This is a genomic window from Pseudomonas sp. FSL W7-0098, from assembly GCF_005930585.1.
GTDB classification, from domain to species: Bacteria; Pseudomonadota; Gammaproteobacteria; order Pseudomonadales; family Pseudomonadaceae; genus Aquipseudomonas; species Aquipseudomonas bubulae.
The window spans coordinates 71250-86800 of the sequence record NZ_RXHW01000005.1 but is presented as its reverse complement, the minus strand read 5'-3'; the positions used below and the strand labels follow the sequence as shown (position 1 = coordinate 86800).

At 57.9% G+C, this 15551-nt stretch carries 13 protein-coding genes; 5 read left to right on the top strand and 8 right to left on the bottom strand.

Features of this window, described 5'->3' with window-relative positions; all coding sequences use genetic code 11:
• The first annotated feature begins 114 nt into the window (after positions 1–114).
• Positions 115–387, top strand: a complete 273-nt coding sequence (locus FHL07_RS10735) for an HU family DNA-binding protein (RefSeq protein ID WP_016782315.1) — start codon at positions 115–117, stop codon at positions 385–387.
• A gap of 229 nt (positions 388–616) precedes the next feature.
• Positions 617–2488 (top strand): SurA N-terminal domain-containing protein, encoded by a 1872-nt coding sequence (locus tag FHL07_RS10730; RefSeq protein ID WP_138738455.1) that lies wholly within the window; start codon positions 617–619, stop codon positions 2486–2488.
• Positions 2489–2714: 226 nt separating this feature from the next.
• Here the strand turns inward: FHL07_RS10730 and fabI are convergent, their stop codons facing one another.
• The 8 genes from fabI to gloB form a co-directional block, all read right to left on the bottom strand.
• Positions 2715–3509 carry an enoyl-ACP reductase FabI gene (gene fabI, locus FHL07_RS10725; protein ID WP_016782317.1) on the bottom strand — a complete coding sequence of 265 codons (795 nt, stop codon included), beginning with the start codon at positions 3507–3509 and terminating at the stop codon, positions 2715–2717.
• 19 nt (positions 3510–3528) lie between these two features.
• A complete protein-coding gene (locus FHL07_RS10720; protein ID WP_138738454.1) occupies positions 3529–5139 on the bottom strand; it encodes an ABC transporter ATP-binding protein in 1611 nt (536 codons plus the stop codon).
• Between the two features lies 1 nt (position 5140).
• Positions 5141–6160 (bottom strand): ABC transporter permease, encoded by a 1020-nt coding sequence (locus FHL07_RS10715; protein WP_095019320.1) that lies wholly within the window; start codon positions 6158–6160, stop codon positions 5141–5143.
• Position 6161: 1 nt separating this feature from the next.
• Positions 6162–7235 (bottom strand): microcin C ABC transporter permease YejB, encoded by a 1074-nt coding sequence (locus tag FHL07_RS10710; protein ID WP_138738453.1) that lies wholly within the window; start codon positions 7233–7235, stop codon positions 6162–6164.
• Positions 7236–9077 (bottom strand): extracellular solute-binding protein, encoded by a 1842-nt coding sequence (locus tag FHL07_RS10705; protein WP_095001703.1) that lies wholly within the window; start codon positions 9075–9077, stop codon positions 7236–7238.
• Entirely contained in the window at positions 9074–10879 is a 1806-nt protein-coding gene (locus tag FHL07_RS10700; protein ID WP_410000166.1) for an extracellular solute-binding protein, read from the bottom strand. Before FHL07_RS10700 ends, FHL07_RS10705 begins: the two co-directional genes overlap by 4 nt.
• Before the next feature lie 181 nt (positions 10880–11060).
• The gene (locus FHL07_RS10695; RefSeq protein ID WP_095001701.1) at positions 11061–12461 is read right to left on the bottom strand and encodes a lytic transglycosylase domain-containing protein; all 1401 of its coding nucleotides are present in this window, start codon (positions 12459–12461) and stop codon (positions 11061–11063) included.
• Between the two features lie 97 nt (positions 12462–12558).
• Positions 12559–13338, bottom strand: coding sequence for a hydroxyacylglutathione hydrolase (gloB, locus tag FHL07_RS10690; RefSeq protein ID WP_095025492.1), 780 nt, complete (start codon positions 13336–13338; stop codon positions 12559–12561).
• Positions 13339–13447: 109 nt separating this feature from the next.
• On the opposite strand from gloB, the gene FHL07_RS10685 reads away from it, so the two are divergent.
• The 3 genes from FHL07_RS10685 (at position 13448) to dnaQ (ending at position 15496) form a co-directional block, all read left to right on the top strand.
• Positions 13448–14206 carry a methyltransferase domain-containing protein gene (locus FHL07_RS10685; RefSeq protein WP_095001699.1) on the top strand — a complete coding sequence of 253 codons (759 nt, stop codon included), beginning with the start codon at positions 13448–13450 and terminating at the stop codon, positions 14204–14206.
• An 86-nt stretch (positions 14207–14292) separates the two neighbouring features.
• Entirely contained in the window at positions 14293–14745 is a 453-nt protein-coding gene (rnhA, locus tag FHL07_RS10680; RefSeq protein ID WP_138738451.1) for a ribonuclease HI, read from the top strand.
• Positions 14738–15496 carry a DNA polymerase III subunit epsilon gene (dnaQ, locus tag FHL07_RS10675; RefSeq protein WP_095001697.1) on the top strand — a complete coding sequence of 253 codons (759 nt, stop codon included), beginning with the start codon at positions 14738–14740 and terminating at the stop codon, positions 15494–15496. Before rnhA ends, dnaQ begins: the two co-directional genes overlap by 8 nt.
• The last annotated feature ends 55 nt before the right edge of the window (positions 15497–15551 follow it).

Sequence of the window (15551 nt, the reverse complement as noted above, 5' to 3'; positions counted from 1 at the left end):
TTAGAGCCCTTGTTATAAAGCGGCTCTATAAGTGTCCGTAAGTGCTTCAGCAGTCGTTTTGCTTTTACCAAAAAACTTTAGAAACATACTCAGACAGATATAAGGGGACTTAGAGTGAACAAGTCGGAACTGATTGATGCTATCGCTGCATCTGCTGATATCCCGAAAGCTGCAGCTGGCCGTGCGCTGGACGCAGTAATCGAATCCGTCACTGGCGCTCTTAAAGCTGGCGACTCTGTGGTACTGGTTGGTTTTGGTACTTTCTCTGTAACCGATCGTCCTGCCCGTATTGGTCGTAACCCACAGACCGGTAAAACGCTGGAAATTCCTGCTGCCAAAAAGCCAGGCTTCAAAGCCGGTAAAGCACTGAAAGAAGCGGTTAACTAAGTTTCTGTAACACCTTTTACCCAACCGGGTCAGGCGCACGCCAGGCTTGGCAGCGGAGCGGTAGTGCAGTCGGTGGCAACATCGATGTGTCACGCCGGGGGTCGCGGGTTCGAGCCCGGTCCGCTCCGCCAGTTACGAGAAGGCGCATCCTCGGATGCGCCTTTCTTCTATCCGGACTCTACCCACGCTCCACGGTTGCTCATTATGCAAGACCGTTTCTGGGGGAAGCATGCTGCAAAATATCAGGGACAATTCACAAGGCTGGATTGCCAAGACCATCATCGGTGTCATCGTCGCGTTAATGGCGTTGACCGGTTTCGATGCCATTTTTCAAGCCACCTCTACCAGCCAGGATGCTGCCAAGGTTAACGGTGAAGAAATCACCCAGGTTGAACTGAGCCAGGCCGTCGATATGCAACGCCGGCAGCTGCTGCAGCAGTTGGGCAAGGATTTCGACTCGTCGTTGCTGGATGAAAAAATGCTGCGTGAAGCGGCCCTCAAAGGGTTGATCGATCGCAAGCTGTTGCTGCAAGGCGCCAAAGACGCGAAGTTTTCGTTTTCTGAAGCCGCTTTGGACCAAGTCATTCTGTTGACTCCTGAATTTCAGGAAGACGGCAAATTCAGCCCTGAGCGTTTCGACCAGGTGATCCGTCAACTGGGTTACGGTCGCTTGCAGTTCCGTAACATGCTGGGCGAAGAAATGCTGATTGGTCAGCTGCGTGCCGGTTTGGCGGGCAGTGGTTTCGTGACCGACGAACAGGTGAATGCGTTCGCCCGTCTTGAGAAACAAACCCGTGATTTCGCTTCGCTGAACATCAAGGCCGACCCGGCTGCGGTGAAACTGAGCGATGACGAAATCAAGGCTTACTACGACGAGCACGCCAAGGAATTCATGACCCCTGATCAGGTCGTGATCGACTATATCGAGTTGAAGAAATCTTCTTTCTTTGACCAGGTAGCCGTGAAGGATGATGAGCTTCAAGCGTTGTATCAAAAGGAAATCGCCAACCTGGCCGAACAGCGCCGCGCTGCGCATATCCTGATCGAAGTGAACGACAAGGTCAGCGACGAGCAGGCCAAAGCCAAGATCGCCGAGATTCAGCAGCGTCTGACCAAAGGTGAAAGCTTCGAAGCTCTGGCCAAGGAGTTCTCTCAGGATCCGGGTTCGGCTGCCAATGGCGGTGACCTGGGCTTCGCAGGCCCTGGTGTTTACGATCCTGTGTTCGAAACGGCTGTTTACGGGTTGAAGCAGGACCAGGTTTCGGAGCCGGTACGCACCAGCTTCGGTTATCACCTGATCAAGCTGCTGGGTGTTGAAGCACCTGAAGTGCCGAGCTTTGCCAGCCTGAAAGACAAGCTGACCCATGACCTGAAAACCCAGCAGGTTGAACGCCTGTTTGTCGATGCAACCAAGCAATTGGAAGACTCGGCATTTGAAGCGTCCGATCTGGCTCAGCCAGCTCAAGAGCTTAAGCTGACTGTGCATACCTCTGCGCCATTTGGTCGCGAGGGGGGCGAGGGTGTCACCGCCAATCGCGCTGTGATTCAGGCCGCATTCAGCACCGAAGTGATGGATGAGGGCGCGAACAGTACAGCCCTGGAGCTGGACCCTGAGACCGTAGTGGTGTTGCGCGTCAAGGAGCACCGCAAGCCTGAGCAGTTGCCGCTGGAGGCTGTTGCCTCGAGCATTCGTGCGCAACTGGTCAAAGAGCACGCCAGTGCTGCGGCCAAAACCCGTGCTGAAGAAATCATCAAGGAGCTGCGCGATGGCAAACTGCCGTTGAACCAGCCGGTTGATGGTCAGGCGTGGAAGGTCCAGGAAGCGGTTGCCCGTCGTCAGGAAGGTATTGATCCTGCCGTGCTGCAAGCGGTATTCCGCATGCCGAAACCTGCAGCCAAGGACAAGCCGACATTCAGCAGTGTCACCCTGGCAGATGGCACTGTGGTTGTATTGCGTTTGAACGGCGTCAACGATGCAGTAGCGCCGACTGAAGAAGAGAAAGCGTCGTATCGCCGCTTCCTCGCTTCGCGTGTTGGCCAGCAAGACTTTGCTGCCTACCGCAAGCAGTTGGAAAACGAAGCCAAGGTTGAGCGCTACTAAGTTCAGCCTGCTTCGCTAAAAATGGCCGCTCATTGAGCGGCCATTTTTTTGCGCTGGTTTTTTTGTGGGAGCGGGCTTGCTCGCGATGGCATCCATGCGCTCTGTCTGACGTATCGCGGGCAAGCCCGCTCCCACAGATCATCTCCCAGAGATTGTCGCGAGGCAAAAAAACGCCCGATGCAATCTCTACACCGGGCGTTTTTGAGTAGCGCTTGTAACGAAGGGTTTACTCTTCGAGGCTGCCCATGGCGGTAGTGTTGAAGCCACCGTCTACGTACATGATTTCGCCGCTGATGCCCGATGCCAGATCCGAGCACAGGAAGGCGCCGGCATTGCCGACTTCGTCGATGGTCACGTTGCGACGCAGTGGAGTCTGCGCTTCGTTGGCCGCCAGCATTTTGCGGAAGTTCTTGATGCCCGACGCTGCCAGGGTACGGATCGGGCCTGCCGATACGCAGTTAACGCGAGTACCCTCAGGGCCCAGGCTGCCTGCCAGGTAACGTACACCGGCTTCCAGGCTGGCCTTGGCCATGCCCATCACGTTGTAGTTAGGCATGGTGCGCTCGGCGCCCAGGTAGGACAGGGTCAGCAGGCTGCCGTTGCGACCTTTCATCATCGGGCGACCAGCCTTGGCCAGGGCCACGAAGCTGTAGGCGCTGATGTCGTGAGCGATGCGGAAGCCTTCACGGGTGGTGGCGTCGGTGAAATCGCCATCCAGCTGGTCGCCAGGAGCGAAACCTACTGAGTGAACGATGCAGTCCAGACCGTCCCACTTCTTGCTCAGGTCTTCGAAGACCTTGGCGATTTCTTCATCGCTGGCAACGTCGCAAGGGAAGCACAGCTCAGGGTTCGAACCCCAGCCTGCGGCGAATTCTTCAACACGACCTTTCAGCTTTTCGTTCTGATAAGTGAAAGCCAGCTCGGCGCCTTCACGGTGCATGGCGGCAGCAATGCCAGAAGCGATGGACAATTTGCTAGCGACACCAACGATCAGTACGCGCTTACCGGTGAGAAAACCCATGTGTTGTTCCTCTATCAGGTTAATCGACAGCCACTGGTGCCAAAAAGGCGGCTTCCAGCAGCTGTTGTGTATATGGATGTTGCGGTGAGGCAAAGATACTTTGCGCATCACCCTGTTCGACCACTTGGCCATGCTTGACCACCATCAATTGGTGGCTCAGCGCTTTGACGACAGCCAGGTCATGGCTGATAAACAAATACGTCAGGTTGTGCCTGGCTTGCAGTGAGCGCAGCAGTTCAACAACCTGGCGTTGTACTGTGCGGTCCAGCGCAGAGGTTGGCTCGTCCAGCAATATCAACTCCGGCTTTAACACCAGTGCGCGGGCAATGGCGATTCTTTGCCGTTGTCCGCCTGAATACTCGTGAGGGTAACGGTGCCGGGTTTCCGGATCCAGACCTACTTCTCGCAAGGCTTCAATAATTGCACTTTCCTGTTCCGCTTCGGTGCCCATACGGTGAATGCGCAACCCTTCACCGACAATCTCGCTGACGCTCATGCGCGGGCTGAGACTGCCAAACGGGTCCTGGAATACCACCTGCATTTCCCGTCGCAATGGCCTGACTTCTTTCTGTGACAGACAGTCTAGCCGTTTGCCTTCAAAGCTGATCAGGCCCTTGCTGGCAATCAGACGCAAAATCGCCAGGCCCAGCGTTGATTTGCCCGATCCGCTTTCACCCACAATTCCCAGGGTCTGCCCCTGGGGCAAGCTGAAATTGATACCGTCCACCGCTTTCACGTAATCGACGGTCTTGCGCAGCAGGCCTTTCTTGATCGGGAACCATACCTTCAGGTCCTCGACTTGCAGCAATGGCGGACCGGCAATGGTGCTGGCCGGGCCTCCGCTGGGCTCTGCGCTGAGCAGTTCCCGGGTGTAAGGATGCTGCGGCGAACGGAACAGCTGCTCGCACGATGCTTGTTCGACGATTAAACCGCGCTGCATGACACATACGCGATGCGCAATTCTTCGTACAAGGTTCAAATCGTGACTGATCAGTAACAACGACATGCCCAGGCGGGCTTGCAGATCCTTGAGCAAGTCGAGGATTTTAAGCTGAACGGTCACGTCCAGGGCGGTGGTAGGTTCGTCGGCAATCAGCAGTTCGGGTTCATTGGCCAGGGCCATGGCGATCATCACGCGCTGTCTCTGACCCCCTGAGAGCTCGTGTGGCAGCGCCTTGAGGCGTTTGTGAGGCTCGGGTATGCCTACCAGCTCCAGAAGCTCCAGGGTGCGCAGGGTAGCGGCCTTGCCGGTGATCCCCTTGTGAATGCCGAGCACCTCATTGATTTGTTTTTCAATGCTGTGCAGCGGGTTCAGGGAGGTCATGGGCTCCTGAAAAATCATCGCAATGCGGTTGCCGCGAATGTTGCGCAGCTTTTTCTCGTCCACGCTGAGCAAATCCTGGCCGCCGTAGGCGATGCTGCCGCTGGGGTGGCGTGCAAGGGGGTAGGGCAGCAACCTGAGGATCGAGTGCGCGGTCACCGATTTGCCCGAACCGCTTTCGCCCACCAGGGCCAGGGTTTCGCCGCGCCTGATATCAAAACTGACGCCTTGCACCACCCGCTGCGGTGTGTCACCCGCTACAAACTCGACGCTGAGGTCGCGCACTTCGATCAGATTGTCCTGCGTCATCTTATTTCCTCGGGTCGAAGGCATCGCGAGCGGACTCACCGATAAACACCAGCAGGCTGAGCATGATGGCCAGCACTGCGAATGCACTGATGCCCAGCCAGGGCGCTTGCAGGTTGGACTTGCCCTGGGCCACCAGTTCGCCCAGCGACGGCGCGCCCGGGGGCAGGCCGAAGCCCAGGAAGTCCAGGGCAGTGAGGGTGCCGATGGCGCCAGTGAGGATAAACGGCATAAAGGTCATGGTGGAGACCATGGCGTTGGGCAGGATGTGGCGGTACATGATGGCCATGTCCTGCATGCCCAGGGCGCGGGCGGCGCGCACATACTCCAGATTGCGCCCACGCAGGAATTCGGCGCGCACGACGTCCACCAGGCTCATCCACGAGAACAGCAGCATGATGCCCAGCAGCCACCAGAAATTGGGCTGCACAAAACTGGCGAGAATGATCAGCAGGTACAACACGGGCAAGCCTGACCAGATTTCCAGAAAGCGCTGACCGGCCAGGTCGACCCAGCCACCATAAAAGCCCTGCAAGGCCCCGGCGATCACGCCGATGATGGAGCTCAGTACCGTCAGGGTCAGGGCGAACAGCACCGATATGCGAAAGCCATAAATCACTCGGGCCAGCACGTCGCGGCCCTGGTCGTCGGTGCCCAGCCAGTTCTCGGCGGAGGGCGGGGCAGGGGCAGGGACTTTCAGGTCGTAGTTGATGCTTTGATAGCTGTAGGGGATGGGTGGCCACACAACCCAGGCATCTTTCTTGGCCAGCAGTTCACGGATATACGGGCTTTTGTAGTTGGCTTCGAGGGGGAATTCACCGCCGAAGTCGGTCTCTGGATAGCGCTTGAGCGCCGGGAAATACCACTCCCCGTCGTAATTGATCACCAAGGGTTTGTCGTTGGCAATGAACTCGGCGTTCAGGCTCAGCCCGAACAGCACCAGGAAGATCCACAGCGACCACCAGCCACGCTTGTTGGCTTTGAAACGGGCAAAACGGCGTCGATTGAGGGGGGATAGCTTCATCTCAATGCTCCCTGCTTTCAAAGTCGATACGCGGATCGACCAGGGTGTATGAGAGGTCACCGATCAGCTTCACCACCAGCCCGACCAGCGTAAAGATAAACAGGGTGCCGAAGACAACCGGGTAGTCGCGATTGATAGCAGCCTCGAAACTCATCAGGCCCAGGCCATCGAGGGAGAAAATCACTTCGACCAGCAGTGAGCCGGTAAAGAAAATTCCGATAAAGGCCGACGGGAAACCGGCAATAACCAGCAGCATGGCATTGCGGAACACATGGCCATAGAGCACCCGGTGGTTGGTCAGGCCCTTGGCTTTGGCAGTGACGACATACTGTTTGTTGATCTCGTCGAGAAAGCTGTTTTTGGTCAGCAGGGTCATGGTGGCGAAGTTGCCGATAACCAGTGCCGTAACGGGCAATGCCAGATGCCAGAAGTAATCGAGAATCTTGCCGCCCAGGCTCAGTTCGTCAAAGTTGTTGGACGTCAGGCCGCGCAGAGGGAACCAGTCCAGGTAACTGCCCTCGGCAAACAGCACGATCAGCAGGATGGCAAACAGAAAGGCCGGGATGGCGTAGCCGATGATGATCAGTGAACTGGTCCAGACATCAAAGTGGCTGCCGTGGCGCGTGGCCTTGGCGATCCCCAGGGGGATCGACACCAGGTACATGATCAGGGTGCTCCACAACCCCAGCGAGATGGAGACCGGCATTTTCTCCTTGATCAGGTCGATGACCTTGGCGTCGCGGAAGAAGCTTTCGCCGAAGTCCAGTCGGGCGTAGTTTTTAATCATGATCCACAGGCGTTCCGGCGCCGACTTGTCGAAACCGTACATCTTTTCGATTTCCTTGATCAGTTCCGGATCCAGCCCTTGGGCGCCACGGTAGTTGGAGCCCGCCACCGACACTTCCGAACCACCACCGGCGATGCGGCTGGTGGCGCCGTCAAAGCCTTCGAGCTTGGCGATCATCTGTTCAACCGGGCCGCCGGGGGCCGCCTGGATAATGATGAAGTTAATCAACAGAATCCCGAACAGTGTCGGAATGATCAGCAGCAGTCGCCTGAAAATATAAGCCAGCATTTAAGGCTCCTGGCTCGCGCTTGAAGGTTTGGTAGAGGGTGCAGGTTTTGCGTCAGGTTTGGCCCACCAGGTGTTGGTGCCGATATCGTATTTGGGCGTAACTTCGGGATGGCCGATATGGTTCGAGTAGGCCACGCGCCAGGTTTTGATATGCCAGTTGGGGATCACGTAGAAGCCCCACTGCAACACACGGTCCAGCGCCCTGGCATGGTTGATCAGGCTTTGCCGTGACTCGGCGTTGATCAGGCCCTCGGTCAACTGGTCGATGGCCGGGTCCTTGAGGCCGATAAAGTTTCGGCTGCCGGGTTTGTCGATACTTTGTGATTCCCAGTACTCGCGCTGCTCGCTGCCGGGTGAGCTGGACTGCGGGAAGCTGCCGACAATCATGTCGTAATCCCTTGAGCGCAGGCGGTTGAGGTATTGGGAGGTGTCGACCCGGCGAATCTGCAAATCGATGCCCAGGTCGCTGAGGTTGCGCTTGAACGGCAGAAGGATGCGCTCGAATTCGGTTTGTGCCAGCAAGAATTCGATCTTCACCGGCTTGCCCTGGGCGTCGACCATCTTGTCATCGACGATGCGCCAGCCGGCGTCTTGCAGCAGTTGGTAGGCGCGGCGCTGTTGCTCGCGAATCATGCCGCTGGCGTCGGTGACGCTGGGTTTGAACACCTGGCTGAACGCCTGCTCGGGAATCTGGCCGCGCAAGGGCTCCAGAATGGCCAGTTCAGCTTCGGTCGGCGGCGCCTTGGCGGCCATTTCCGAGTTTTCGAAGTAGCTGCCAGTGCGCGCATAGGCACCGTTGAACAGTTGCTTGTTGGCCCATTCAAAGTCGAACAGCAGGCTTAGCGCCTCGCGTACACGCACATCCTGGAACATTGGCCTGCGCAGGTTGAAGACAAATCCCTGCATGCCTGTTGGATTGTGGTTGCGGATTTCTTCTTTTTTCAGGCGGCCCTGAGTAAATGCCGGAGAGTTGTAGGCTCCGGCCCAGTTTTTGGCGCTGATCTCCAGCCAGTAATCAAACTGACCGGCCTTGAGGGCTTCGAAGGCAACGCTGTTGTCGCGAAAGTAATCGACCGTGATGGCATCAAAATTGTACAGGCCCTTGTTGATGGGCAGGTCCTTGCCCCAATAGTCCTTGTTGCGCTCGTAGCGGATCGAGCGCCCGGGCTTGATCTCGGCGATGGTGTAGGGGCCGCTGCCGGGAGGGATTTCCAGGTTGCCCTTGTTGAAGTCGCGGGTTTCCCACCAGTGCTTGGGCAGAACCGGGAGCTGGCCAAGGATTAGCGGCAGTTCACGGTTTTTGTTGTGCTTGAAGGTGAATTTCACTTGCAGCGGGTTTTCCGCGATGGCCTGGTCGACATCGCTGTAATAACCCTTGTACAGCGGCGAGCCACTTTTCATCAGGGTATCGAAGCTGAACACGACATCTTCGGCGCGAATCGGATGGCCATCGCTGAACTTCGCTTCCGGGCGCAGGTAAAACCGCACCCAGCTGTTATCCGGGGCTTTCTCGATTTTCCCGGCAATCAGGCCGTAGGACGTAAAAGGCTCGTCGAGGGTTTGCCGGGCCAGGGTATCGAAGGTCAGATCAATGTCGTCGGCTGGCACGCCTTTATTGATAAACGGGTTGAGGCTGTCAAAGCTGCCCAGCGCAGACTTGCGAAAGGTACCGCCCTTGGGGGCTTGCGGGTTGACGTAGTCGACATGCTTGAAGTCGGCAGGATATTTCGGCGGCTCGTCATAGAGGGTCAAGGCATGCTGGGGAGCGGCCATGGCCGTGCAGGCAAAACCGGCAAACAACAAGCTGGCAAGGGGCTTTAGCCATGTACGCAAAGGCATCATTGTTTTTTCTCCGTAGGCTTAAGCCACCACGCGCTGAGGCCCAGGGTGTAGGGCGGCGTAGTCACAAAGGCGAACCGGTTGCGGTACGCCAGGCGGTGATAGTTCAGATACCAGTTGGGAATGATGTAGTGCTGCCACAGCAACACGCGGTCCAGGGCCTGGCCGGCAGACAATTGCTCGTCGCGGGTCCGTGCGGCCAGCAGGCGCTCGAGCAGTTGGTCCACCACCGGGCTGGCTACCCCTGCATAGTTTTTGCTGCCCTTGACGTTGGCCTGGCTGGAGTGGAAGTACTGCCACTGTTCAAGGCCGGGGCTCAGGGTCTGGTCAAGGGTCATCAGGATCATGTCAAAGTCGAACTGGTCCAGGCGCTGCTTGTATTGCGCGCGATCCACGGTGCGCAGCCGGGCATCGACGCCAATGCTGGCCAGGTTCTCCACATAGGGTTGCAGGATGCGCTCAAGGTTCGGGTTTACCAGTAATATTTCGAAACGCAGGGGTTTGCCTTCACTATTGACCAGGCGCTGGCCCGACAGTTTCCAGCCGCTTTCATCCAGCAGTGCCAGTGCCTGGCGCAGAGTTGCGCGGGGGATGCCGCGGCCGTCGGTTTGCGGCAAGGTAAAGGCCTGGTTGAACAGTTCGGGCGGTAGTTGGCTGCGCCAGGGTGACAGCATCAGCCACTCATGCCCCTGGGGAATGCCGCTGGCCGAGAATTCGCTGTTGGGGTAATGGCTCACGGCGCGCTGGTAGGCGCCGTTGAACAGGGTGCGGTTGGTCCATTCAAAATCAAACATAAGGCCCAGGGCCTCACGGGTTTTGTTTTGCGCAAAGGTGGCGCGGCGACTGTTCATAAACAGCCCCTGGGTTTGTGTCGGGATCTGGTGGGTAATTTCGGCCTTGATCACATCGCCGCGGCGTACCGCCGGGAAGTTATAGCCATTGGCCCAGTTCTTGGCCTGGTGCTCGATGTAAATGTCGAACTCGCGGGCCTTGAACGCCTCGAAGGCGACATCGCTGTCGCGGTAGAACTCCACTTCAACCCGGTCGAAGTTGTATTTGCCGCGGTTGACCGGCAGGTTGGCGCCCCACCAGTTCTTGACGCGCTCAAAGACCAGTTGGCGCCCGGGGGTAACCCGGGTAATGCGATAGGGGCCGCTACCCAGCGGTGGCTCGAAGGTGGTGGCTTTGAAGTCGCGCTTTACCCAGTAATGCTGGGGCAACACGGGCAGTTCGCCCAGGCGCAAAATCAGCAACGGGTTGCCTGAGCGCTTGAAGACAAAACGAATTCGTTTGGGGCCCAGGATATCGACTCGCTGGACTTCCTGAAGATTGGTGCGGTACTGCGGATGACCTTCTTTTAGTAACAGGTCGTAGGAGAAGGCAACATCGTAGGCAGTGATCGGCGTCCCATCATGAAAGCGGGCTTCGGGTCGCAGGTTAAAGACGACCCAGCTGCGGTCCTCGTTGTACTCCACTGATTGAGCGATCAAACCATAGCTGGATGTTGGCTCATCGCCGGAGGGGGCATATTGGCCCGTACCGGCCATCAGGGTTTCGTTGAGTTCATTGACCCCGTACTGCAGGAAGTTGGGAGTCGAAACCGGGCTGGTGCCTTTGAAGGTGTAGGGGTTGATCGTGTCGAACGTGCCGAACGCCATGACCTTCAAGGTGCCGCCCTTGGGGGCGTCAGGGTTTACCCAGTCGAAATGGGTAAAGGTGGCGGGGTACTTGAGTGTGCCGAACTGCGCATAACCGTGGCTTTCGCTCAGGTTTGCGCTGGCGGTGAAGCTCAAGGCCAGGCAGATAAATAGCGTAAGGAGGGGACGCGTCAAGTCAGAGATCCGATCCAGGCATTGGGCTTAAGGTTTCCGTACAGTAACAGCTTGTATCTGTAGGAAAAAGGCCACGCTGGTAAGCACGACGGGCAAGCTGCGGCCTACTTTTGTGTAGGAATCAGCTTGCCCGCGGGGGATGTCAGCGCTGTGCTTATCGGGGTTTGGAAACGGTCAGCATTTGCCCCGGCTTGAGGGCTTTTGCGCTGTTTGGATTCCAGCGCTTGAGATGCTGCATTTCAACGTTGAAACGCTTGGCCACCATATACAGCGAGTCGCCTTTCTGGACCTTGTATTGGGTCGGCTTTTTGCCCGAGGGCTTGCGTGTGTCCTGCATCACCAGGACCTGGCCGGCCTTGAGGTTGTTGCCGCTGAGCTTGTTCCAGTGTTGCAAGTCTTTGACATTGACCTTGTTGGCCTTGGCAATCAGGGTCAGGTTGTCGCCGCTCTTGACCCGGTACTTGCGGTTCAGGCGAGCTGGGGATGTGCTTGCAACCTTGTCAAATACCGGCTTGTTGGGGCGAAGACTGACCAGTTGGTCGGAGCTGAGATTGGACAGGCTGGCAGTCAACAGCTGGGCTTTGGCCGTAGGTACCAGCAGATGCTGGGGGCCATCGGTGGTGGCGCGCTGTTTGTAGGCCGGATTGAGCTGGAACATTTCGTCTTCGTCGATTTCGGCCAGGGCTGCCACGCGGGACAGGTCCATGGACTGTTTGATCTCGACCATTTCGAAGTAGGGTTCGTTGGCGATCGGGTTCAGGTTGATGCCGTAAGCTTCAGGGGCCAGAACCACTTGTGACAGGGCCAGCAGTTTTGGCACGTAGTCTTTGGTTTCCTGCGGCAGTGGCAGGTTCCAGTAGTCGGTCGGCAGGCCGAGCTTTTCGTTGCGCTCGATGGCCCGGCTGACGGTACCTTCGCCAGCGTTGTAGGCCGCCAGGGCCAGCAGCCAGTCGCCGTTGAACATGTCATGCAGACGGTTCAGGTAGTTCAGGGCTGCCAGCGTCGAGGCGGTAATGTCACGGCGACCATCGTAGGCACGGGTTTGACGCAGGTTGAAGTAGCGGCCTGTCGACGGAATGAACTGCCAGAGCCCGACCGCATTTGCGTGGGAATACGCCATTGGGTTGTAGGCGCTTTCAATGGCTGGCAGCAGGGCCAGTTCCAGCGGCATATTGCGTTCTTCGAGGCGCTCTACAATGTAGTGGATATAAAGGCTGCCGCGCTCGCCCGCATTCTCGAGAAACGACGGGTTGCTCGCAAACCACAGGCGCTGTTGTTCAATTCGGGGGTTGACGTTCTGGCCGTCCTGCAACTTGAAACCCTGGCGCATGCGCTCCCACACATCTTGAGGGGGGAGGGGGCTGGGCTTCTGGCTGAGCCAGAGTGGATCCTGGGGAATGCGTTTGGCGATTTTAAGGCTGGCCCGCTCCGTGGTCTGCGCCGAATGATCCATGGACTGGCAGCCCGCGAGCGTGGCGCAGACAGCCACCGCAATGGCTTTGACCATGCGCGTCAATGCGTCTGAATTGATGGAGTTACCTTTAAATGACGACATTGTTTTGAAAAAAGTCAGGAAAAAATGTCGGGGGATTCTAGAAAGCAGGGGGGGCGCGGTCAACTGTTGAGAATTTTTGTTCTGACCGCGGCCGGTTTTAGAACCTGTCTTTCCAGCTGCGCAGGCTGGCAAAGACCGCACTGGGCGAGTCGTTGTCGCGGGAGTTCCACTCGTCAGCTTTTTCTTTAACAGATGTTTCGTGGACTCGCAGAAAGGGATTTGTGCGTAGTTCCAGTGCCATAGATGATGGCAAGCTGATACGACCTTCAGCCCGCCACTGCGTGACTTGCGCTACACGCGCGGCAATATCCGGGTTGTTCGGTTCCACGGCCTGGGCGAAGCGCAGGTTGCTCAAGGTGTATTCGTGGGTGCAGTACACGCCGGTGTGGGCGGGCAGCGCGGCCAGGCGAGTCAGGGAGTGATGCATCTGTTCCGGGGTGCCCTCGAACAGTCGGCCGCAACCCGCGGCGAACAGGGTGTCGCCACAGAACAGCAGGGGCGCTGTCGGGTCTTGGTGATAGTAGGCGATATGCCCAAGCGTATGGCCGGGTACCAGCAGGATCTGGAACTCCAGGCCCAGTACCTCGATGCGGTCGCCGTCGTTGAGTGCCACTTGTCGGGCCGGTATGGTCTCAAGCGCCGGCCCCCAGACCTTCGCGTTAGTGTGTGCGTGAAGTTGCGCGACACCGCCCACATGATCGAAATGGTGATGGGTGATCAGAATGTCGCTGAGGACCCAGTCCGGGCGCCTGGCCAGCCACTCCAGAACAGGCGCGGCATCACCCGGGTCGACCACGGCGCAGCGCTTTTGGGTAGTGTCCTGTAACAACCAGATGTAGTTGTCGTTGAAGGCGGGCAGGGCGTCGATCTGTAACATGGTGCAATTCCCAAGTGTGAAACAATGGCGCATCTTAGGGGCTGTTGACGTTTTATTGCGAGTCGCGTCGTCAGGGCTTGCGACAGATAAAGGGCGAGTTGGAGGAGCAATGACCGATAAAGCATTGGCTCAGGCTGATCCTGAGTGGCTGGCACTGATCAGTTCGGCGCGTGAGTGGCTGTCTGGCCCCCATGGGCAGTTGTTGCTCGAAGATGAGCAACGCGTGCTTGAGGACGAGCTGGGGCGCTTTTTCGGCGGCTATCTGGTGCATTACGGCCCTGCTGCCGACACCCCGCCCAAGGCCCCGCAGGTTCAGCGCAACGTACGCCTGGGCGCGCCATTACCGGGTGTTGAAATCATCTGCGAAGAACAGGCCTGGCCATTGTGCGAGCACGCTGCCGACGTGGTGGTGCTGCAGCACGGGCTGGATTTCTGTCTGTCGCCCCACGGTCTGTTGCGCGAAGCGGCCAGCAGCGTACGCCCTGGCGGGCACCTGCTGATTGTCGGGATCAACCCCTGGAGCAGTTGGGGCTTGCGCCATGTCTTCGCCAAGGATGCCCTGCGCAAGGCACGCTGTATCTCACCTTCACGGGTCGCCGACTGGCTGAACCTGCTGGGCTTTGCGCTGGAGAAACGCCGCTTCGGGTGCTATCGTCCGCCGCTCGCTTCCAAAGTGTGGCAAAGCCGCTTGTCCGGCTGGGAACGCAAGGCCGGTAGCTGGCAATTGGCAGGTGGCGGCTTCTATGTATTGGTTGCTCGCAAAATGGTGGTGGGCTTGCGCCCTGTCAACCCGATGCGCCGGGAACCGATGGGCAAGCTGATTCCCTTGCAGATGGCCAAGGTCAATCGGCGCCACACAGACTCCTAAATTTATGTTGGGCCGGGTTTGCCCGGCTCAGGTGCTGGCCATTGCTGATGGTCAGGCCATAAGCAGCCTTACCTGGATAGTTTGCAATGATTGATAGCGTTGAAATGTTCACCGATGGTGCCTGCAAGGGCAATCCTGGCCCGGGTGGCTGGGGTGCCTTGCTGATCTGCCAGGGTGTCGAGAAAGAGCTCTGGGGTGGCGAGGCCAGTACCACCAACAACCGCATGGAACTGATGGCCGCCATTCGCGGGCTTGAAGAGCTCAAGCGTCCGTGTGAGGTGCTGCTGGTGACTGACTCGCAGTATGTGATGAAAGGCATCACCGAGTGGATGGTCAACTGGAAAAAACGCGGCTGGAAAACCGCCTCCAAGGAGCCGGTAAAAAATGCCGACCTGTGGAAGCTGCTCGATGAGCAGGTCAGTCGTCACACCGTGAAATGGCAGTGGGTACGCGGTCACATCGGCCATCCCGGCAACGAGCGCGCCGACCAGTTGGCCAATCGTGGGGTCGATCAGGTACGGGGAATCAAGCATGCGTAGTGTTGTACTCGATACCGAAACCACCGGTATGCCGGTCACCGACGGCCACCGGGTGATCGAGATCGGTTGCGTCGAGTTGATGGGGCGCCGTTTGACCGGTCGCCATTTTCACGTGTATCTGCAACCCGACCGTGAAAGTGACGAAGGCGCCATTGGCGTCCACGGCATTACCAATGAATTCCTGGTGGGCAAGCCGCGTTTTGCTGAAGTCGCCGATGAGTTTTTCGAATTCATCAAGGGCGCACAGCTGATTATTCATAACGCTGCGTTTGACGTGGGCTTCCTCAACAACGAGTTTGCCCTGATCGGCCAGACCGATCGCGCCGACCTGACTCAGCACTGCACCATCCTCGATACCCTGGCCATGGCACGGGCCCGTCACCCGGGCCAGCGCAACAGCCTCGACGCGCTGTGCAAACGCTATGGTGTCGACAACTCGGGCCGTGAGCTGCACGGCGCCTTGCTCGACTCCGAGATCCTGGCCGACGTTTACCTGACCATGACCGGTGGCCAGACCAGCCTGTCGTTGGCCGGGAATGCTTCTGACGGTAATGGCTCGGGTGAGGGGTCGGGCAATCAGGCCAGCGAAATTCGCCGCCTGTCGGCGGACCGTCAACCGGGCCGGATTATTCGTGCAAGTGAAAGCGACTTGACCGAGCATGCGGCTCGACTTGAAGCCATTGCCAAATCGGCTGGCGGCCCGTCGTTGTGGGCGCAACTCCTCGACGCGAAAGGGCAGACGCTGCAGTAACCTGGCGCCTACCTGACTGCCGCTGCCGCTTATTGTCAGCGTCGACGACAGGAAA